Source organism: Sulfitobacter sp. 1A15258, assembly GCF_043557045.1.
Classification (GTDB): domain Bacteria; phylum Pseudomonadota; class Alphaproteobacteria; order Rhodobacterales; family Rhodobacteraceae; genus Sulfitobacter; species Sulfitobacter faviae.
On record NZ_JBIFFK010000004.1, the window covers coordinates 311,837 to 329,893 of the forward strand.

At 61.2% G+C, this 18,057-nt stretch carries 17 protein-coding genes; 1 reads left to right on the forward strand and 16 read right to left on the reverse strand.

The window, feature by feature from the left end:
• Positions 1-43 precede the first annotated feature (43 nt).
• The 13 genes from ACGYK9_RS11130 to ACGYK9_RS11190 all read right to left on the reverse strand — a co-directional run bounded on the left by ACGYK9_RS11130 (position 44) and on the right by ACGYK9_RS11190 (position 14,755).
• Positions 44-2,497: a ligase-associated DNA damage response DEXH box helicase gene (locus tag ACGYK9_RS11130; protein WP_394410202.1), complete on the reverse strand. Its 2,454-nt coding sequence runs from the start codon at positions 2,495-2,497 to the stop codon at positions 44-46.
• Between the two features lie 44 nt (positions 2,498-2,541).
• On the reverse strand, positions 2,542-3,849 hold the full coding sequence (locus tag ACGYK9_RS11135; protein WP_394410199.1) for an ATPase: 1,308 nt from the start codon (positions 3,847-3,849) through the stop codon (positions 2,542-2,544).
• A 121-nt stretch (positions 3,850-3,970) separates the two neighbouring features.
• A complete protein-coding gene (locus ACGYK9_RS11140) occupies positions 3,971-4,465 on the reverse strand; it encodes a prepilin peptidase (protein ID WP_394410196.1) in 495 nt (164 codons plus the stop codon).
• Positions 4,466-4,468: 3 nt separating this feature from the next.
• Positions 4,469-5,320 (reverse strand): tetratricopeptide repeat protein, encoded by an 852-nt coding sequence (locus ACGYK9_RS11145; RefSeq protein ID WP_394410193.1) that lies wholly within the window; start codon positions 5,318-5,320, stop codon positions 4,469-4,471.
• Between the two features lie 27 nt (positions 5,321-5,347).
• Positions 5,348-5,947 (reverse strand): tetratricopeptide repeat protein, encoded by a 600-nt coding sequence (locus ACGYK9_RS11150; protein ID WP_394410190.1) that lies wholly within the window; start codon positions 5,945-5,947, stop codon positions 5,348-5,350.
• Complete coding sequence (locus tag ACGYK9_RS11155; protein ID WP_271688038.1) at positions 5,947-6,924, reverse strand: type II secretion system F family protein; 978 nt, start codon at positions 6,922-6,924, stop codon at positions 5,947-5,949. Before ACGYK9_RS11155 ends, ACGYK9_RS11150 begins: the two co-directional genes overlap by 1 nt.
• Before the next feature lie 10 nt (positions 6,925-6,934).
• On the reverse strand, positions 6,935-7,897 hold the full coding sequence (locus tag ACGYK9_RS11160; RefSeq protein WP_271693166.1) for a type II secretion system F family protein: 963 nt from the start codon (positions 7,895-7,897) through the stop codon (positions 6,935-6,937).
• Between the two features lie 11 nt (positions 7,898-7,908).
• A complete protein-coding gene (locus ACGYK9_RS11165) occupies positions 7,909-9,378 on the reverse strand; it encodes a CpaF family protein (protein WP_271688036.1) in 1,470 nt (489 codons plus the stop codon).
• Positions 9,379-9,402: 24 nt separating this feature from the next.
• Positions 9,403-10,647 carry a CpaE family protein gene (locus tag ACGYK9_RS11170; protein WP_394410187.1) on the reverse strand — a complete coding sequence of 415 codons (1,245 nt, stop codon included), beginning with the start codon at positions 10,645-10,647 and terminating at the stop codon, positions 9,403-9,405.
• 289 nt (positions 10,648-10,936) lie between these two features.
• Positions 10,937-11,614 carry an OmpA family protein gene (locus ACGYK9_RS11175; RefSeq protein WP_394410184.1) on the reverse strand — a complete coding sequence of 226 codons (678 nt, stop codon included), beginning with the start codon at positions 11,612-11,614 and terminating at the stop codon, positions 10,937-10,939.
• Between the two features lie 4 nt (positions 11,615-11,618).
• On the reverse strand, positions 11,619-13,046 hold the full coding sequence (locus ACGYK9_RS11180) for a type II and III secretion system protein family protein (RefSeq protein WP_067267251.1): 1,428 nt from the start codon (positions 13,044-13,046) through the stop codon (positions 11,619-11,621).
• 204 nt (positions 13,047-13,250) lie between these two features.
• On the reverse strand, positions 13,251-14,111 hold the full coding sequence (gene cpaB, locus ACGYK9_RS11185) for a Flp pilus assembly protein CpaB (protein ID WP_394410182.1): 861 nt from the start codon (positions 14,109-14,111) through the stop codon (positions 13,251-13,253).
• Positions 14,112-14,524: 413 nt separating this feature from the next.
• Positions 14,525-14,755 carry a Flp family type IVb pilin gene (locus tag ACGYK9_RS11190; RefSeq protein WP_394410179.1) on the reverse strand — a complete coding sequence of 77 codons (231 nt, stop codon included), beginning with the start codon at positions 14,753-14,755 and terminating at the stop codon, positions 14,525-14,527.
• A gap of 359 nt (positions 14,756-15,114) precedes the next feature.
• On the opposite strand from ACGYK9_RS11190, the gene ACGYK9_RS11195 reads away from it, so the two are divergent.
• On the forward strand, positions 15,115-15,930 hold the full coding sequence (locus ACGYK9_RS11195) for a lytic transglycosylase domain-containing protein (protein WP_394410176.1): 816 nt from the start codon (positions 15,115-15,117) through the stop codon (positions 15,928-15,930).
• 45 nt (positions 15,931-15,975) lie between these two features.
• Here ACGYK9_RS11195 and ACGYK9_RS11200 read toward each other — a convergent pair whose 3' ends face one another.
• The 3 genes from ACGYK9_RS11200 to ACGYK9_RS11210 all read right to left on the reverse strand — a co-directional run bounded on the left by ACGYK9_RS11200 (position 15,976) and on the right by ACGYK9_RS11210 (position 17,986).
• Positions 15,976-16,599, reverse strand: a complete 624-nt coding sequence (locus tag ACGYK9_RS11200) for a CoA transferase subunit B (RefSeq protein WP_394410173.1) — start codon at positions 16,597-16,599, stop codon at positions 15,976-15,978.
• A complete protein-coding gene (locus ACGYK9_RS11205; RefSeq protein ID WP_271688029.1) occupies positions 16,599-17,303 on the reverse strand; it encodes a CoA transferase subunit A in 705 nt (234 codons plus the stop codon). Before ACGYK9_RS11205 ends, ACGYK9_RS11200 begins: the two co-directional genes overlap by 1 nt.
• A 95-nt stretch (positions 17,304-17,398) precedes the next feature.
• Positions 17,399-17,986: a L,D-transpeptidase gene (locus ACGYK9_RS11210; protein WP_271693172.1), complete on the reverse strand. Its 588-nt coding sequence runs from the start codon at positions 17,984-17,986 to the stop codon at positions 17,399-17,401.
• Between the last annotated feature and the right edge of the window lie 71 nt (positions 17,987-18,057).

Genomic DNA, 18,057 nt, shown 5'->3' on the forward strand with positions numbered 1-18,057 from the left:
TCAAATACCTTGCAGAACCTCTCCGCCCGCGAAACGCTTCTGTTCAACGACCATCCCGCCATGGCGGCTGATCCGAGGGCGGCGGGGTGAGTTGCGCGAGGCCGGAGGCTTCCATCAAACGTTCCGCCTCTTCTGCCAACAGACGATCCTGCCCGGCGCCTTCGACCGGAACGCGGCCCATTTCGAGAAACAGCGGTGCGGCCAGGGGGCTTACGCGGGAGAGCTTGCGATGGGTGATCCGCCCGGCAATTCGCCCGAGCATTTCTTCGATTCTGCCGAAATCCACCAACCCGCTCAGCGCTTCTTCGCGGGTGATGTCGAGCATCAGGTGGTCCGGTTCATAGCGCTGCAGCGTGTCGTAGAGGATATCGCTGGAAAAGGTCGTTTGCCGTCCGGATTTGCGCGCCTGCGGGCTGTTGCGCTCGATCAGCCCGGCGATGGTGGCGGCGGCGCGAAACGTGCGTTTCATCACGGCATTGCCCGCAAGCCAACTGTCGAGGCCTTCGTGCAGCACCGTCGGATCAAGCAGCGGCGCCGGGTCGGCGACGGGGGACAGTCCCCAGATCAGCGTGGCATAGTCCGTCGCGACGAAGCCTAAGGGGCGCAGGCCAAGGTCTTCCATGCGTTTCGTGAGCAGAAGGCCGAGCGTTTGTTGGCCGTTGCGTCCGGCGAAGCCGTAGAACACCGTCTGTTCGGCAAAGTCATGGGGGAAGCTTTCCACCAGCAACGTGCCGGGCTGTGGCAGTTGGCTGACCTCACGTTGCAGGCTGAGCCATTCGGCGGTGTGGGAGGGCAGTTCGGGCCAGCTGTCTTGGGTGAACATTTGTTGTACGCGGGCCGAGAGTTGGGTGGAGGTGGCGAATTTCGTGCCGCCGAAGGTCGCCACTTTCGGCTTCTTCGCGGCGTTGCGGCTGACCTCGACCACGGTTTCACGCAGCCCTTCGTAGCGCACGATTTGCCCGCCGATCAGGAAGGTATCGCCTTTGGTCAGCGTGGCGGCAAAGCCTTCTTCGATCTCGCCTAGGGGTTTGCCGCCGCGGTTGCGTTTCATGCGGACCTTGAGCTTGTCGGTGTCCTGAATGGTGCCGATGTTCATACGGATGCGTTGCGCGGCGCGGGGGTCACGCAGTTGCCATTGCCCATCGGGGCGTTGCAGCAGCCTTTGCCAGCGGTCATAGGCGCGCAGCGCGTAGCCCCCCGTGGCGCAGAAATCGAGGCAAGCATCGAAGGCGGCGCGCGAGAGGTTGGCATAGGCGCCGGCGGTGCGGATTTGGGCAAAGAGGTCCTCGGCGTCGAAGGGGCCAGCGCAGGCGGCGATGAGGATGTGTTGGCAGAGCACGTCGCGGGGGCCGTCCCCCCGCGGGTCGCCGTCGAGCGCGCCTTCGAGCACGGCCTCCAGCGCCGCCACGCATTCCACCACTTCGAAGCGGTTGGCGGGGACCAGAAGCGCCTTCGACGGCGCATTGTAGCGGTGGTTGGCGCGGCCGATGCGCTGGACCAGACGTTTCACGTTCTTCGGTGCGCCGATCTGGATGATGAGGTCCACGTCGCCCCAGTCGATCCCGAGGTCGAGCGTGCCGGTGCAGACGATGGCGCGCAAATCGCCGCGTACCATCGCCGCTTCGACCTTTTCGCGCTGCGCGCGGTCGAGGCTGCCGTGGTGGATGGCGATGGGCAAAGCGTCCTCGTTGGCGAGCCAGAGTTTGTGGAAGAAGATCTCGGCCTGCGCGCGGGTGTTGTGGAAGATGAGCGTCGTCTTGTGTTGGCGCACCTGTTCGAGGACCGCGGGGATCGCATAGGCCGCGCCGCCGCCGGCCCAGGGCGGAGCTTCCTCGGTGCGCAGCATCTGGATGTCGGGGGCGGGGCCGGGATCGGCCAAGAGCACTTCGCAGGGGTCGGGGTGGCGGGCCATCAAGTGGGCGATGGCCGAAGGGTCTTCGACGGTGGCCGAGAGGCCCACGCGCTTAAGATCGGGGCACAGCGCTTGCAGCCGGGTCAGCGCCAGCATCAGCTGGTCGCCGCGTTTGCTTTCGGCCAGCGCGTGGATCTCGTCGATCACCACGCGTTTGAGGCCCCGAAAGGTGCGCGCGGCGTCCTCATAGGAGGTCAGCAGGGCGAGGCTTTCGGGGGTGGTCAGCAGGATATGCGGCGGGTCGGCGCGTTGGCGGCGGCGGCGCGATTGCGAGGTGTCGCCGGTGCGGTCTTCGATGCGGATCGGCAGGCGCATCTCCTCGACCGGGCGGGTGAGGTTGCGTTTGATGTCCGCCGCGAGCGCCTTGAGCGGCGAGATGTAGAGCGTGTGCATCCCCTCGTGATCATTCTCGGCCAGATCGACGAGGGTTGGCAGGAAACCGGCCAGCGTCTTGCCACCGCCTGTGGGGGCGATGAGAAGCAGGGCGGGGGCCTCGGCACGGTCCAGCATCTCTTGCTGGTGCGGGTGCAAAGACCAGCCGTTCTGGGCGAACCAATCGGCGAATTTGGGAGGTAGGGCGCGCATGCACCCAATGTAGTATCGGCAGGGCGCGGTGCCAGCGGCGGAGGTTATTTAACGATCACCTCATCGCGAACGAACATATTGGCCCATGCCCGGTCCACCAGATCGGAGTTCATCTGATAGGGGATGCCTTCGAAATCACAGATCGCGATCATTTGGTCGATCAGGAAATTCGGCTGATAATTCGCATAGACATTGTCGATGGTGGGGTATTTCACCTTGAGCAGATGAACCAGCGTCGCCTCATCCAACGGCATGCCGCGTTTGCGGGCGACCATGGCGAAGATCTTGAGGAAGTTCTCTTGGTCCGGCCCGTCGATCTTGATCTTGAAAAAGATACGCCGCAGGGCGGCTTGGTCGAAAATCTCGTTCGGGTGGAAGTTGGTAGAGAAGATCACCAGCGTGTCGAAGGGCACCTCGAATTTCTCGCCCGATTGCAGGGCGAGGATGTCTTTGCTTTCCTCCAGCGGGACAATCCAGCGGTTGATGATGCTTTGCGGCGGCTCTTTTTGGCGGCCAAGGTCGTCGACGATGAAGATGCCGCCCGTGGCCTTGAGTTGCAGCGGCGCCTGATAGGTCCGCGCCGTGGGGTTGTAGACCAGATCGAGCATGTCGAGCGTCAACTCGCCGCCCGTGATGACGGTGGGGCGTTCGCAGCAGACATAGCGGGCGTCATAGCGCGTGATCCGGCGCAGGGAGGTGGGGTCTTGCACCTCAGCCTCGGCGGCGGAATGGACGATCGGGTCATAGACGGTGATGACTTGACCTGCGTATTCGATCGCGCGGGGGACATAGACCCGATCACCAAGCGCGTCGCGTATGCCGTTGGAAATGCTGGATTTACCGTTGCCCGGCGGGCCGTACATCAGGATCGACCGCCCGGCAGAGACGGCGGGGCCGAGGTGATCCAGCAGGCTGTCGGGCAGCACCAGATGGCCCATGGCGCCGGTCAACTGGTCACGGGTGATTTGCAGGTTGCGCACGGATTGGCGTTTGACCTGCTCGCGGTAAACCTCAAGCGGGACGGGCATGGCGCCGAAATATTCCGACTGCGCCAGCGCATCCAATGCGCGCGCCTTGCCCGCGTCGGTCAATTGATAGCCCATCTCATTGCCGCTGGTGGCGCTGAGCGTGCCTGTCGCCTCTAGCAGGCGCTGGCTGCGGGCTTGATCGACCATCTCCTGCGTGACCGGGATCGGCAGGCAGAGCGCTTGGGCCAGATCGCTGACCATCTCGACGTTCTTGCGAAAGATCGTTTTCAGAAGGATATCGCGCATCATCACGATGGGCAGTTTCATATCCTCCAACCGCTTGGGGGGCGGCGGGGCAAGCACGGTGCTGGTCGGGGCGTTCATCAATGGCTTCCTTGGAAAGTCATGCGGCGGTGCGGCTTGTCGGTCAGACTGGAGGGTAAATCTTGAATATGGCGTGAATGTGGACGCTTTTGCGCGATGAAAAGAGTTTGCAGCGGGACGGTCAGACCCCGAAGAGCGCCCCCAAGATCAGATAGAGCCCCAGCGTGGTGCCAAGGGCGAGGCCCATGGGGAATTTCTTGGTCTCCTGCCAGCTTTGCCAATCGGGGGCGAGGCGGCGCAGGGGGGTGTATTTCACCCCGCGATGCGTGGCGGCGGCGGCGAGAAGGGTGGCCATGAAAAGCATCAACAGCAATCGCAGATCGCCCCATGCGATATAGGGCGCGGCGGCGGCGGCGAATTTCGCGTCACCGGCCCCCATGACCCCGGCGGCGTTCAGGACAATGCCGACCACCAGAACCACGACAAGGCTCAGCAGGCGCCAGAGATAGGTATCAAAGGGCAGCAGAAACAGCCCCAGCAGCACAAAGATCGCGGTGAGCACCAAGACCGCCTGATTGGTAATGCGCATCTGCTTCATGTCGGTGAAGGCGACATAGAAGCAGATCGGCAGGACGAAGGGCAGAAACCACAGGGCCGCCGTGGCAGAGATCGCCATGGATCAGCCGTTTTCCAATGCGCGCAGAGAGCGGACGGCGGCTTCGAAATGCTGGGGGTGCGTGTCAATCGCTTCGCGCAGCAGGCCCTTGCCGGTCTCCACATCGCCGCGTTTGATCGCCGACAGGGCCATCGTGTGCAAAAGCTGGGCGCGCTCAGATTGCTCCATCGGCATCACGGGCAGGGTGTAGTCGCGCTGCGCGGCGCGGGCCATGATGAGGTTGTTCTTGGCGGTGAAAAGCGTGTTGTCCTGACGGATCGCCTCGCCGAACAGTCGCTCGGCCTCGGCATAATCGCCGCGGGTCAGTTTGGAATAGCCCCAGTTGTTCATCACGGCGGCGGGGGTCGTGGTCAGGCCGACGGCGATCTCGTAAAAACTGTCGGCGCGGTCCCACTGTTCCTTGCTGTCGGCGACCATGGCCTCGAGCCGGTAGCGGGCAAAGGTCTCATGGGTGGGGGGGATGCCGTTGAGCACCGTCTCGGCCCGCGCCCAATTGCCCGAACGGATCAGCGCATCGGCCAGTTGCACGCGGTCTTCGGGGGTGGCGCCCTCCATTTTGACGACCTTGTCCCATTCGGTCACGGCCTCGGTCGTGCGTTTGGCGCGAACCAGTGACGCAGCGAGCCCGCGCTGGTGGTCGATCCGGTCGGGGCTTTCCTTGATGGACCGCGCGAAATAGCTCACCGCCTCATTGGGGTCGGCCACGGTCAGCATGACGTCAGAAAGGTTGGTTTCATCCACCACATTGACGTTCTTGAAGGCCCGTTCAACGGTGGCGTTCGCGTCTTTTTCACCGCAGCCTGCAAGCGCGGTGACGCCTGCCATGCAGACGGCCAGAATGATTGGATGGCGCATTTTGCGTCCTCTTACTGCTCTGCCGGGTCATGGTGTCGGACGGATCAGGTAGTCCCCGCTGCCGCGCCGCACCAATTTGTAATTATCCTCATTGACTTCTGTTATAACAGATTTTTCCGTTTTTGCGAGCGCCAAGCGCAGATTGTCCCGAATTGCGTCACTTTCGCCATTGTCGAGCGCATAGGCTTTGCGGAAAATCTGCTCGGCCTCGGCGGTCTGGCCGCTTTCCATCAGCACGACGCCAAGGTTGTTCCAGACTTCCGGCTCGGCGGCGTCTTTCTCAACGGCGCGGCGCAGCAGGGTTTCCGCCTGTCCCAAACGCCCGAGTCCGAGGTTGGCGCTGCCGAGGGCCGAGAGGATTTCCCCGGTCAGCCCATGCTCCAGCGCGGCGCGGTTGAAGGATTTGATGGCCAGTTCATATTGCCCCGCCGCAATCAGCCGGTGCCCTACTTCGACCCCGTCGACAGCCTCGGCCCGTTGGTTCACGCCGGGGGCATAGAGGTTTTCGGGTGTCTGATCCCCGCGCAACGCGGAAAAGCCGCCTGTCGAACAGGCGGCCAGAGCAAGGCCCAAGATCGGCCCGGTGAAAACGGCGCGGAGGAGGCTGCGCCGAATTTCCTTTTTCATTAATTCCCCATCTGACCCAGTTGCGAGATGCCATGTGCCGAGGGGCCGATCAGAATGATCAACAGCGGCGGCACGGTGAGGCCCATAGTGGCAAGGGTCATCTTGGTTGGCAACTTGTTTGCCGCTTCCTCGGCCCGCATCACACGTTTGTCGCGCATCTCGGCAGCATAGACGCGCAGGGCGTCGGCGATGGAGGTGCCGAAAGCCGCCGATTGGATCAGCACGGTCACGAAAGAGGAGACATCCTGCACGCCACAACGTTCGCCCATGTCGTTGAGCACCGATACTTTGTCCTTACCGGCTTTCATCTCATAGGCGACCATCTCGAACTCTTCGGAAAGGGCGCGGTAGGAGGCGCGCAACTCGCGCGCGACGCGGACGATGCATTGATCCAGCGATTGCCCGGCTTCGACGCAGACCAGCATCATATCCAGCGCGTCGGGGAAGCCCCGGGTGATCTCTTCTTTGCGGGAATCGACCCGGCGGCGGACCCAGTATTTCGGCAGGTAGTACCCGATGGCGCCGGGGCCGATGGCCCACATCATGGTCTGCTGCGTGGTCAGCCCTTCGCCGCCGCCCAGGACATTGGTATAGACCAGACCGCCCACCAGCCCGAGCATCCCAAGGGCAAATTGGGCAAAGTAATAAAGCCGCACCGCATCGCGCGAGCGGTAGCCCGCTTGGCGCAGCATCAACTGTTTGGCGCTGAGTTCTGCCACGTCCTCCGGCTCAAGGAACTTGGCGAATTTCTGCAACTGCGCGTTTTGATCCGATTGGCGCAGCTTCTCACGCGAACTGTCGCCCGTAGGGGCAGAGCTGGTGCGCTTAAGCTTGGTCAGCGGGTCTTCGGGCTGGCGCAACATCAAGACCAGCGTGATCGCCACCAGGGCGACGCCCAAAGTGCCGATGATGATGATCAGCCCCATCGGCCCCAAGGCTTGGTTGATCTGATCGTTAAGCTGATTGAAAAATTCCATCCCCGGCCTCTCAGACTTTGATATTGGTAAGGATGCGCATCACGAAAAGGTTCAGCACAAGGAAGATCCCCACAAGGAAACAGGCGGGAATGAAATAGGGGTGATCGCGCACCTCGTCGTAGTAATGCGGATCGCCGAGGTTGATCACCACCAGCGCGGCCAGCGGGAAGCCCGACAGGAACTTGCCCGACCATTTCGCCTCGGCTGTGATGGCTTTGACACGGCGGAACAGGCGGAAGCGGGCGCGGATCACCTTGGCAAGACCGGCAAGGATCTCGGCCAAGTTGCCGCCCGATTGCTGCTGAATGGTCACGGCGACGGCGAGAAAGCGCAAATCCTGCATGTCGAGCCGTTCGGCCATATCCTTGAGCGCTTCGCCCAGATCGCGGCCATAGGCGGCCTCATCGGCGATTACGCCGAATTCCGAGGCGAGCGGGTCTTGGATTTCCTTCGACACGATGGAGATCGCGTTGGAGAAAGGGTGCCCCACCCGCAGGCTGCGCACCATCAGCTCCACCGCATCGGGAAGCTGTTCTTCGATCATCGCCATGCGTTTGCTGGCCTTATGCGACACCCAAAAGAACACTGCGCCCACGCCCATGGCGATGGACATCAGCGCGCGCACCGACACGGAGGTATCGGTGCCGATGGTCAGCCCCAGAAAGGCCAAAGCGGCCAATCCGGCCATGATCATCAGCAACTGCTGCGGCGTGAAGGCAATCGCGGCCTTCTGCGCACGTTCTGACAGCAGGGAGTAGAGCGGGATCGACTTGGCGTTCATATGCTGCTGCATTTCCTTGCGCAGCTTATCGAGCACCTCTTCGCGGCGCGCGCCTTTCTCCAGCATCTCAAGGCGGCGGTTCACGCGGCTGTTGAGGCTGATGGATTTGCCGAATGCGACAAGGTACAGCCCCTCGACCAGCACCAGAACGCCGATGAAGATCAGGCCATAGATGATTGGTTCGGCACTCATTGCATCAATCCTTACTGGGCCGCCACGGGTTCGTAGATGGAGGCGGGCAGGTCATAGCCCCACATGCGGAACCGCTCAGAGAAGTGGCTGCGCACGCCGGTGGCGGTGAAATGGCCGATGATCTTGTTCTCGGGCGTCAGGCCGACGCGCTGGAAGCGGAAGATCTCTTGCATCGAGATGACCTCGCCCTCCATGCCCGTGATCTCGGTGATCGAGGTCATCCGGCGCGAGCCGTCTTGCAAGCGGCTGGCCTGCACGATCAGGTTCACAGCCGAGGAGATCTGGCTTCGCATCGCCTTGAGCGGCATTTCGATCCCGGCCATGGCGATCATGTTTTCCAGACGGCTGATGCCATCGCGGGCCGAGTTGGCGTGAATTGTGGTCATGGAACCGTCGTGGCCAGTGTTCATCGCCTGCAACATGTCGATGACCTCTTCGCCGCGCGTCTCGCCGACGATGATGCGGTCGGGGCGCATCCGAAGGGCGTTTTTCAGACAGTCGCGAGGCGAGACTTCGCCCTTGCCTTCGACGTTGGGCGGGCGGCTTTCCATCCGGCCCACATGGGTCTGTTGCAGTTGCAATTCGGCGGTGTCTTCGATGGTCAGAATGCGTTCAGCATTGTCGATGAAAGACGACAGCGCGTTGAGCGTGGTGGTCTTACCCGAGCCCGTACCGCCCGACACGATGATGTTGAGACGCGTGGCCACGGCGGCCTGCAAATAGGCGGCCATCTCTTCCGAGAAGGCGCCGAAGTTCACCAGATCGTCGATGCCCAGCTTGTCTTTCTTGAACTTACGAATAGACACGAGCGAGCCATCGACGGCCACCGGGGGCACCATGGCGTTGAAACGCGAGCCATCCTTGAGACGCGCGTCAACGTAAGGGTTGCTTTCATCCACCCGACGCCCCACCGCCGAGACGATCTTGTCGATGATCCGCAGCAGGTGTTTTTCGTCTTTAAAGGTGATGTCGGTCAATTGCAGCTTGCCGTCGCGTTCGACGAAAATCTGCTGCGGGCCGTTCACCAGAATATCGTTGACGCTGTCGTCTTTCAGCAGCGTCTCAAGGGGGCCAAGACCGGTGACCTCGTCATAAAGCTCGGAGTTCAGCGTCATGCGGTCTTCGCGGTTGAGCACGATGCTCTTTTCGGAAAGGATCTCGACGGCGATATCGTTGATTTCCTGCCGCAAATCAGCTTCCGAGGCATGTTCCAGCGCGGCGAGATTGAGGTTGTCCAAGAGCGCGCGGTGCAGTTCGAGCTTGATCTCACTCATCCGCTGCTTGCGCTTGACCTCACGGTCCTCGGGGGAAGCGGCGGCGGGTTTGACCGCGCGGCGCATTGAAACCGGTTTGGCTGCCGGTGCGGGCGCAGGTGCCGCGGGGGCGGGCTGGGCGGCTTTGGCTGGCTTGGCCTCACGCGCCGGCGCGGGGGCGGCGGCTTTCGGGGTGGCAGAGGCTGGTTTCTTGTATTTCGAGAACATCGGTACGGTCTTTCGCTAGGGGGCTCAGGCGGCTTGCGCCTGCTCGCCCTTGAGATCGTGGATGGAGCTTGCCAGTTTGGCGATTTCGCGGCGCAGCGGGCTTTTCGGCGCGGAATTGGCCAGCGGCAGCCCGTGGTCATTGGCCTGGGTCACCGCCTTGCCGCCATCGGGCATCTGCACATCGATCGAAATGCTCAACGATTCGGCCATGCGCTTGACCCGGCTCTTGGCGCTGAGATCGGTGAATTTCGGCGCGCGGTTCATCACATAGCGCAGCTTTTCAAAAGGCAGTTCCTCGGATTGCAGTGCCCGTTTGAAGCGCAGCGCGTTCTGGGCCGAGCGCATGTCGAGTTCCAGCATGGCAAAGTAGACATGCGCGCTGGTCAGCACGGTCTCGGACCATTGTACCAGCGTCGAGGGCATGTCGACGATGACATAGTCGAACTGGTTGCGCGCCATGTTGAGGATGCGGTCGATATCTTCGTTGGTCACGATGTCGAGCGGCAGCATCTCTGCCGGGGCGGTCAGCACATGCAGCTTGTCTTCAAAGGTTTGCAGCGCTTGGCCAAAGATCTCTTCGTCCATGGATTCCGTGTCGGACATCATTTCATAGACCGCCTCGCGGCGTTGCAGATCAAGGAAGGTCGCGACCGAGCCATATTGCAGGTCGAAATCCAGCAGGCAGACCGAGGGCGGGTTTTTCTTGTCGGCATTCGCCAGTTCCCAAGCGAGGTTCACGGCAAGGGTCGTAGCCCCGGTGCCGCCAGCCAAACCATGCACGACGATCAGTGCGCCATCCTTTTGCGCACCGGCCTTCAACTGCGGTGCACTGCTGTCGGCTGCGGGGGCAGGGGGGGCGTTCTCTCCGGCGCGGACGCGGGCAATGGCCTGTGCCAATTCGCCTTCGGGCAGCGGATAGGGGACGAACTCATCCGCCCCCTTCCGCAGCAGCGAATGCAACGCGGCGGGGGTCATGTCTTCGGCGATCAGGATCACCCGGATGTCGCGCGCCTTGGCCTGTGTGATGATTTCGCTCATCAAAACGAGGTTGTCCTCGTCGGTCTCATCCATGGCGAGGGCGACGAATTCCATCGCCTCGGCTTCGGGTTGGCTGAAGAATGCCAGCGCCTCGGCGAATCCCAGATCGCCCCAGCTTTCGCCCAAAGTGGCTTCCATATCTTCGATCAAGAGGTCGAAGTTCTGTACATCACGGCTGATTGTGCAGGCAACGATCGGCGCTGCTTCGGGTTGTGGCATAGTGCTGCTCATGACCTTTTGTCCTTTACATCAACGGTTTGGCCGGAGGGCGGCGATATTCTGTCGCCGCGAACGCTCTGACCTCTGCCTTATGCGCGGCGCTTGAGCCGGGCACATTTATCCTTCTGCGTCGAATATCACCCCCAACTGGGGCGAGATTGGGGCCAAAAAGCCTCTATTGTTGGGTATCTTGAAACGATACGTCCATTCGCGCCCGATTGGACATGGCTTTTCAGAGACGAAAACCCCCGCGGCCCGAAGGCGCGGGGGGATATTTTATATGCGAAAGAAGGGCTTACCCTTACTCCCCGCCGCCGCCACCTGCTTCGGTGGCACCGGAGCTTAGCTGAGAGGGGGGCACGGCGCTGGCTACATATTCGCGGTAGATGATCTGCGCATATTTGCCGTCCAGCAGCATCGGGTGGCCCTGGACGAAGCCGCTGACCTCGGTCACCGTGCGCCGGTTGCGGCGCTCGCGGCCCTGGGTCACGATCAGCGGCTGCGTTTCGCCAAAGGAAACAACGGCTTCCAAACGGCTGGGGCTGATTCCCAAGGTCGAGAGATAGCGCACCACGGCCTGCGCCCGGCGCAGCCCCAAGGCGCGGTTATAGGCCTGCGAGCCGACCAGATCAGTGTGGCCATAGACGCGGAAGCGAATCTCGGGGAATTGGCGAATCCAGCTGGCCTGCTGGCGCAGGACGGCTTTCGCATTCGCGTCCAGTTGGGCCGAGTTGAAGGCGAAGGTCACGGTCGAGCGGACTTCGTTAGAGAAACGGTTCGCCAAATCAAAGGTCACACGCTTTTCGCCGGTCATGACTTGGCGGTTGTGCAATGTGGCATTGCCGAATTGGCCCGTGTCCACGATCGACCCGGCCTCGCGGTAGAACTGCGTATAGACCGGATCGTTGCTGGGCGCGCAGGCGGCGAGCCCGGCAAGGGCCGCGGTGCCCGCGATCAACGTGATATGTCTGCGTGTCATCGGATCAATCCAGTACATAACCGTAGGAACCGCGGAAGTCCTGCTTGGCCACTTCGCCCGCAGCGCCCCGGCTGGGGGTGCGGGTGCCATCCGCCGTGCGCCCGTGCAGAAACAGGTCTTTCTCAGAGGGCGGCTTGATGCGGTCCGTGGGCAGAGCCAGCGCTTCGCCTCGGGTCGGGGTGACCAGATGGGCGGTGACGATGATGACCAATTCGGTCTGGCTGCGCTGGTAATCCGCCGAACGGAACAGCGCGCCCAGCACTGGCACATCGCCGATCCACGGCAGTTGCCGCGTGCTGTCGGTGAAGTCGTCGGTCAAAAGTCCCGCGATGGCAAAGCTTTCCCCGTCGCGCATTTCGACCGTGGTCGATGTCTCGCGGCGGGTGAAGGCGGAAATCTCGATGCCGTTGCCCAATGAAATGCTGTTGCTTGCGTCGATGGCCGAAACGGCGGCGTTCATCTCAAGATTGATGATATCCTTGTCCACGACGCGCGGGATAAAGGCGAGTTCTACGCCGAAGGGTTTGAACTCCACCGATACCGTATCACTGGTTTGGGCGACCGGGATCGGGTACTCGCCCCCGGCGAGGAACTTGGCCTCTTGGCCCGAAAGCGCCACGAGGTTCGGCTCTGCCAAGAACCGGACGACGCCTTTTTCTTCCAATGCTTCCAACAGGATGCCCACTTGGGTAGAGCCTGCGTTGAAACCGAACAGCACCGCGCCCGCGTTCTGGTTTGCCGACGGGATCGACCCACCAAGCGAGGTCGCGACCCCGCCTGACGTATTGGTGCTGCCGGTGCCCGCGCTGAAATCGGAGCCGCCGTTGATTGCCAGCGAAGAGCCGAGCGATTTCGACACGTTGCGCTGCATTTCGGCGAAGCGGACCTTCATCATGACCTGCTGGATGCCGCCCACGCTCATCAGGTTGCTGACCCGTTCGGGAGCATAGCGCTCGGCCAAGTCGAGGGCGCGTTGCAGCCGCTGTGTGGAAGAGACAATGCCCGACAGCACGATACCGTCATTAGCGGTGCGCACTTCGATCTTCTCACCCGGCAGGATCTGACGCAGCCGTTCTTTGAATTCAGAGACATCCGCCGCGACGCGGACATCGACATTGGTGATCAGCTGCCCCGCCGCGTCGAGCAGCGTGAGCGTGGTCAGCCCCGGCGATTTGCCCAACACATAGATCGTGCGGTCAGACAGGGAGGAGATATCCGCGATGCCGGGGTTGGCGATGCTAAGTTCCGCGAAGGGAATGTCGCTTTCCACCACCACGGCGCGGTTCATCGGGACGTCGAGGCTGGAATTAGTGCCGCGTTTGACAACGCGCAGCGTGTCGGCGCCAGCTGAACTGGGCAGGGTCAATGCCATCGGCATTGCGCCCAGTGTCAGCCCCAGCAGGGCCGCTTTCAGAAATCTATCGATTTTCATGTGACCTGCCTTTTTGATCACGCCTCGGGATGGGTCTTTTTGCCCTCGTTTGGCAACACTCTGCGGCAATTCCAAATTTATTGCAAGAATCAAGCTCTTCGCGGGCGCTGTGCATGTGGGCTATGCGCAACATACGTGCAAAAATGAAAGACGCCGCATGGGGGTGCGGCGCCTTCGTTAACTTAGCAAGAGGTTGTTTTCAGGTCAGTTTGTGCAGGGGATCGGCAGTTCGACCACCTCGGCCCCGCGGCGGGTGCGGATCGTGCAAACCTTCTCTTTGGTTACTTCGGCGATGGTCTCTTGCGCCTCGATTCCCAGAAGCGAGCGTTGGTCGACTTCGATGGCTTCGGCCACGGTGTCGTCATTCGTGCCGACGAGGGAGAGGTAGAGTTTGCCGGTCGATTGTGCCTGTGCAAGCGCGGCAACCTGCTGCGGGTTCACGGCAACCGTCACCGTTTTGGCAATCGATGCTTCCCCCACGACCAACGCATCGGCGCTTTGGTCGATGGCGATTAGCTGAATGGCCGATTCGATCAGCTTGGTGACATCGCCGTTGCTGGATTGGTTGCCAACGTTTACGCGGCCCGTCCAATAGATATCCACCCGGTCACCGGGGCGCAGGAAGCCCGAAACGCCGCTGGAAACATCAACTTTAAGTGCAAAGGCGCGCATGCCGCGAGCCAGACGCGAGGTCAGGCCGGAATCCTCTCCCGGTTCGGTTACTTTCACCGCCATGATCGCTTCATCTTTCTCGATGTTGCGCAGCACGATACGTTGTTCTTTGGTGTTTTCGGGAAACAGTACGGTTTCCTCGAAGAATGAACCCTCGGGAATGGCGTTCTCGGGCCACTTCACGGCGCGGACGTCTTCGCGGGTCAGGGGCTGCCCGTATTTCAAGGATTTGTCGGCCACCCAAACGGTTTTAGTTGGCACCACTTGCGCCAGCGCGGCCTGGGCTCGGGCGTTGGCAGCTTGATACTGTGAAATCCGGTCTTTCGCCAGATAAACGGCCCCACCGGCAAGTGCTATGCCTACTAAAAGAACCAATCCAAATACGGCTCGCATGATGTTACCTCTTTGCTATGGAAGCGAATCTCGGCTCGCTTTGATCACCCCGGCAAATTAGCTGCCGAATATGGCGAGAATTGGTCTGCCCGGAGGCGATCCAAAGGTGCCTGCGGTGGGGGCTAGGGCATTGTTGCTTAGGTGATCATATTTATTCGAATGTATTCGACTAATGCAGTGAGGCTGTCGGAGAATACGCTCAACACTAGTACCGCGAGCCCAACCAGCCCGGCGGTTAGGACAACCCAATCTACACTGATCGCACCGTTTTCGTCGTGGGCGAAATTTCCGACCAATCTGCGCATCGTAGTTTCCATTGATTTGGTAGGCGACGGTTAGAAAAATTAAAGAAGGGCTGCCTTCCGGACGAAGCCAGCCCTTCAAAAGAAGCTATCTATTGTAGGTGTGTTCTATTAGCCGCCGCCATCTGTGCCGCTACCTGTGCCGCCACCACCGCCGCGTTCAGCAGTAGTTTCAAAAGTCTCGATATCGTCAGCAATATTCGTCGCCATTGTCTCTGCGCTGTCGCCAATTGCGTTGAACGCAACAATAGCCAGGCCAACGATCGCAGCGGTCAGAACGACCCAGTCAACTGTCACGGCACCGTCTTCGTCTTTGCGGAAGTTTTTGATAAAGTTCATCATGTCATGTCCCTCCAAGGATCACTGAGTAAAAGGTCTTAACCTCGCCGTCCGGTTTGCCTCGCTCTCTCATTTGAAGCTGTCCGACTTGGTATGACCCTATATAGCCGTCAGATTGGGGCGCGAATTTGGCAGCAAGCGTGCCTTTTCCAGACTGCCCGCGTTTTTCTTGCGGAAACACGTTAACCCTCTGTTTGATGGCGTTTTAATTCTTGTATTGGGTCTTCCGCCTGCGCTTTCCCACCGTTTAACACCTCAATTGCGGCGAAATTGCCATGATCCCCGCCTCAAACGCTGGCCCGATTTCACGATTCGTGTGATATTGCCGCGCAAAGGCGCGTTAGACGCAAGGTAGAGCAGGCATGTATCGCATTTTGGCATTCTCGCTGGTCACGGCTCTCATGGCCCCTGCCGCCATGGCAGAGGGGCCGAAACCGTTCCCTGAGTTCTCGGCCAAACGGGTCGGCCCGCCCAAGAAGGGGGCCAAACGCATCACGGTGCAAATCGATCCGGCGGCCCGCGCCGCAGCAGCGGCGGAGGTGGACACAGGCCCCGCGGTCGCTGCGACCCCGAGCGGCGCGATTTCGCCCTTGAATGCCGGGCAGTTCGATTGGTTCTGGGATAAAATCTCTCCCGCGGCTGAGCGGAGCGGGGCAGGGCGGTTGGCGCCCGCGATGGCGGCGCTGTCCGGCGGCAAGGTGCCCGCCCCGCGCCTGCAACATCTGCAAGATATCGCGCGCAGCAATGGGGTGGATATCCTGAGCGCCACGGTTGGCACCAATGTCTCGCCCGCGCTGGTGCTGGCGGTGATCAGCGTGGAATCCGCAGGGCGTGCCGATGCGGTGAGCCGGGCGGGGGCGGCTGGCCTGATGCAACTGATGCCCGATACCGCCGCCCGTTTTGGCGTGCGCGACAGTATGGTCGCGGCCGAGAATATCTCAGGCGGGGTCAAATATCTCGACTGGCTGATGGGAGAGTTCGACCGCGATCCGATTCTCGTGCTCGCGGGTTATAACGCGGGCGAGGGCTCGGTGCGCAAACATGCGGGCGTGCCGCCCTTTGCCGAGACGCGCGACTATGTGCCAAAGGTGTTGGCGGCGTTTCAAGTGGCGCAGGGGCTTTGCCTGACCCCGCCGGAACTGATCAGCGATGGCTGCGTCTTTGCCGCGATGAACTGAGCGCGACGGGCATGCCCCCGGCGGAAGCCGCCGAGGGCTGTTTTCTTAAACGATGGTCGCTTGGGTTGCGGCGCGCAGCTCGTCCTCGGTCACGCCATCGGCGCATTCGACGATTTTCAAGCCACCTTCGACCACATCGAGCACACCGAGGTTGGTGATGATCCGGTCGACCACACCCTTGCCGGTCAGCGGCAGGGTGCATTCTTTCAGCACCTTCGAGTCCCCGGCCTTGTTCTGGTGGTCCATCACGACGATGACCTTGCGGACACCGGCCACGAGGTCCATCGCGCCGCCCATGCCCTTGACGAGCTTGCCGGGGATCATCCAGTTCGCCAGATCGCCATTCTCGGCCACTTCCATGGCGCCGAGGATCGCCGCCGCGATCTTGCCGCCGCGGATCATGCCAAAGGACATGGCGCTGTCGAAATAGGCGGTGCGGCTCAGCTCGGTAATGGTCTGTTTGCCCGCGTTGATAAGGTCGGGGTCTTCTTCGCCCTCAAAGGGGAAGGGGCCCATGCCCAACATGCCGTTTTCCGACTGAAGCGTGATGTCCTTGTCGCCGACATAGTTCGCCACCAGCGTCGGAATACCGATGCCGAGGTTCACATACATGCCGTCTTCGAGTTCCTCTGCGGCGCGTGCCGCCATCTGATCTCTATCCCAAGGCATTAGGCTTCCTCCCGCTTGCGTGTCGTGACCTTTTCGATGCGTTTCTCATGCTCGCCTTGGATGATGCGATGCACATAGATGCCCGGCAGGTGGATGTGGTCGGGGTCGAGGCTGCCGCGAGGGACGATCTCTTCGACCTCGACGATGCAGACCTTGCCGCACATGGCTGCGGGCGGATTGAAGTTGCGCGCGGTCTTGCGGAAGACGAGGTTGCCGGTGTCGTCGGCTTTCCATGCCTTCACGATCGACAGATCGGCAAAAATGCCTTCTTCGAGGATGTAATCCTCACCGTGGAACTGCTTCACTTCCTTGCCTTCGGCGATCTGGGTGCCGACGCCGGTCTTGGTGTAGAACCCCGGGATGCCGGCACCGCCAGCGCGCATGCGCTCGGCCAAGGTGCCCTGGGGGTTGAATTCCAATTCCAGTTCGCCCGACAGATACTGGCGCATGAACTCGGCATTCTCCCCCACATAAGAGGAGATCATCTTTTTAACCTGCCGCGATTGCAGCAGAATGCCGATGCCGAAGTCATCGACGCCCGCATTGTTCGACGCAAAGGTGAGGTCTTTGGCCCCGTTTTCCTTGATCGCCTGCAACAGCAATTCCGGAATGCCGCAAAGGCCAAAGCCCCCGGCGGCGATCAGCATGCCATCCGACAGAACGCCTTCCAGCGCCTCGGCGGCGGATCCATAGATTTTGTTCACGGGCGACCTCCCTACAGTTTCGCTGCGCCATATGTGACCCTGCGTCGGGGCAGTGTCAATTACGTGGTGCTACGCAGGAAAGGCCGCCCGGAAAGTCAGATGATGCGCACCTGCGTGCCCACGGGGCAGAGGCCGAAAAGTTCTTCGATCTTCTCGTTGTAAAGCCCGATGCAACCGTCCGAGGACCGCCGCCCGATCTTGCGCGTGTCATGGGTGCCGTGGATGATATAGGCAGGCCAGCTAAGATACATTGCGTGGGTGCCGAGCGGATTGTCTGGGCCCGGTGGCATGTATTTGTAATGCGGGAAACGCTCCATCATCGAGGCGGTGGGCGTCCAATCGGGGCCGACTTTCTTGCGCACGATCTCGGTATAGCCGCGTTTGGTCAGCTCTTCGGTGGCGGGCACCGAGGTGGGATAGACCTTATAGGTCTGGCCGTCCGCGCTCCAGTAATGCAGGGCGCGGCTGGTGGTGTCGGCCACGATCGCGCCTTTGCCAAGGCTGTCGAAATGGTCCTGCCAACGCTGGGTGGCAAAGCTCGACGTGTTGCGCGACACCGGAGGTTCGGCGGAATATTCGCGGGGCGCTTGGCCGGGTTCCTGCGCGCGCAGGATCTGCGGCGTCATCAGCGCCGCGCCGCTTGCGGCGATCAGCCCGCGCCGGGTGAATTTCATGCCTGACATTGATCTGCCTTTCATAGTGGTCTTGCCGCCGCCCCTGATCCGAAAATCGAAGGGGAATGGCAAATCACATA

What these genes read in the sequence shown, in the direction of transcription:
- ACGYK9_RS11130 (WP_394410202.1), bottom strand. Translation starts at nt 2,497, where the DNA reads ATGCGCGCCCTACCTCCCAAATTCGCCGATTGGTTCGCCCAGAACGGC.
- ACGYK9_RS11135 (WP_394410199.1), bottom strand. Translation starts at nt 3,849, where the DNA reads ATGAACGCCCCGACCAGCACCGTGCTTGCCCCGCCGCCCCCCAAGCGG.
- ACGYK9_RS11140 (WP_394410196.1), bottom strand. Translation starts at nt 4,465, where the DNA reads ATGGCGATCTCTGCCACGGCGGCCCTGTGGTTTCTGCCCTTCGTCCTG.
- ACGYK9_RS11145 (WP_394410193.1), bottom strand. Translation starts at nt 5,320, where the DNA reads ATGCGCCATCCAATCATTCTGGCCGTCTGCATGGCAGGCGTCACCGCG.
- ACGYK9_RS11150 (WP_394410190.1), bottom strand. Translation starts at nt 5,947, where the DNA reads ATGAAAAAGGAAATTCGGCGCAGCCTCCTCCGCGCCGTTTTCACCGGG.
- ACGYK9_RS11155 (WP_271688038.1), bottom strand. Translation starts at nt 6,924, where the DNA reads ATGGAATTTTTCAATCAGCTTAACGATCAGATCAACCAAGCCTTGGGG.
- ACGYK9_RS11160 (WP_271693166.1), bottom strand. Translation starts at nt 7,897, where the DNA reads ATGAGTGCCGAACCAATCATCTATGGCCTGATCTTCATCGGCGTTCTG.
- ACGYK9_RS11165 (WP_271688036.1), bottom strand. Translation starts at nt 9,378, where the DNA reads ATGTTCTCGAAATACAAGAAACCAGCCTCTGCCACCCCGAAAGCCGCC.
- ACGYK9_RS11170 (WP_394410187.1), bottom strand. Translation starts at nt 10,647, where the DNA reads ATGAGCAGCACTATGCCACAACCCGAAGCAGCGCCGATCGTTGCCTGC.
- ACGYK9_RS11175 (WP_394410184.1), bottom strand. Translation starts at nt 11,614, where the DNA reads ATGACACGCAGACATATCACGTTGATCGCGGGCACCGCGGCCCTTGCC.
- ACGYK9_RS11180 (WP_067267251.1), bottom strand. Translation starts at nt 13,046, where the DNA reads ATGAAAATCGATAGATTTCTGAAAGCGGCCCTGCTGGGGCTGACACTG.
- cpaB (WP_394410182.1), bottom strand. Translation starts at nt 14,111, where the DNA reads ATGCGAGCCGTATTTGGATTGGTTCTTTTAGTAGGCATAGCACTTGCC.
- ACGYK9_RS11190 (WP_394410179.1), bottom strand. Translation starts at nt 14,755, where the DNA reads ATGATGAACTTTATCAAAAACTTCCGCAAAGACGAAGACGGTGCCGTG.
- ACGYK9_RS11195 (WP_394410176.1), top strand. Translation starts at nt 15,115, where the DNA reads ATGTATCGCATTTTGGCATTCTCGCTGGTCACGGCTCTCATGGCCCCT.
- ACGYK9_RS11200 (WP_394410173.1), bottom strand. Translation starts at nt 16,599, where the DNA reads ATGCCTTGGGATAGAGATCAGATGGCGGCACGCGCCGCAGAGGAACTC.
- ACGYK9_RS11210 (WP_271693172.1), bottom strand. Translation starts at nt 17,986, where the DNA reads ATGTCAGGCATGAAATTCACCCGGCGCGGGCTGATCGCCGCAAGCGGC.